Raw genomic sequence first — 521 nt, 5'->3', positions numbered from 1 at the left:
TTGGTGTGCGGCTTGATGGTGCCCGGCTTGGCCAGAACCTGACCACGCTCTACGTCGTCACGCTTGGTGCCGCGCAGCAGAACGCCACAGTTCTCACCAGCACGACCTTCGTCGAGCAGCTTGCGGAACATTTCAACGCCAGTGCAGGTGGTCTTGGTGGTGTCACGCAGACCAACGATTTCGATTTCTTCCTGAACCTTGACGATACCGCGCTCAACACGACCGGTAACAACGGTACCGCGACCGGAGATCGAGAACACGTCTTCGATCGGCATCAGGAACGGCTTGTCGATGGCACGAACCGGCTCTGGAATGTAGGTATCCAGAGTTTCAACCAGCTTCTTAACAGCGCTGGTGCCCATTTCGTTGGTGTCTTCGCCGTTCAGAGCCATCAGCGCGGAGCCGATGATGATCGGAGTGTCGTCACCCGGGAAATCGTAGGTGCTCAGCAGGTCGCGAACTTCCATCTCGACCAGCTCCAGCAGCTCAGCGTCGTCAACCATGTCGGCCTTGTTCAGGAA

Annotated in this window: 1 protein-coding gene; it reads right to left on the bottom strand. The window is 57.6% G+C overall.

What is annotated here, in order from left to right:
* Positions 1-521, bottom strand: a 521-nt coding sequence (locus ACF8C6_RS18515) for an EF-Tu/IF-2/RF-3 family GTPase (RefSeq protein ID WP_392500671.1), incomplete at both ends; no start/stop codon positions are given.

Origin of the sequence: Pseudomonas sp. zbq_18, from assembly GCF_043102245.1 — a bacterium.
Taxonomy (GTDB): Bacteria; Pseudomonadota; Gammaproteobacteria; order Pseudomonadales; family Pseudomonadaceae; genus Aquipseudomonas.
The sequence above is the reverse complement of the archived record's forward strand: the minus strand, read 5'-3'. Positions and strand labels throughout refer to the sequence as shown.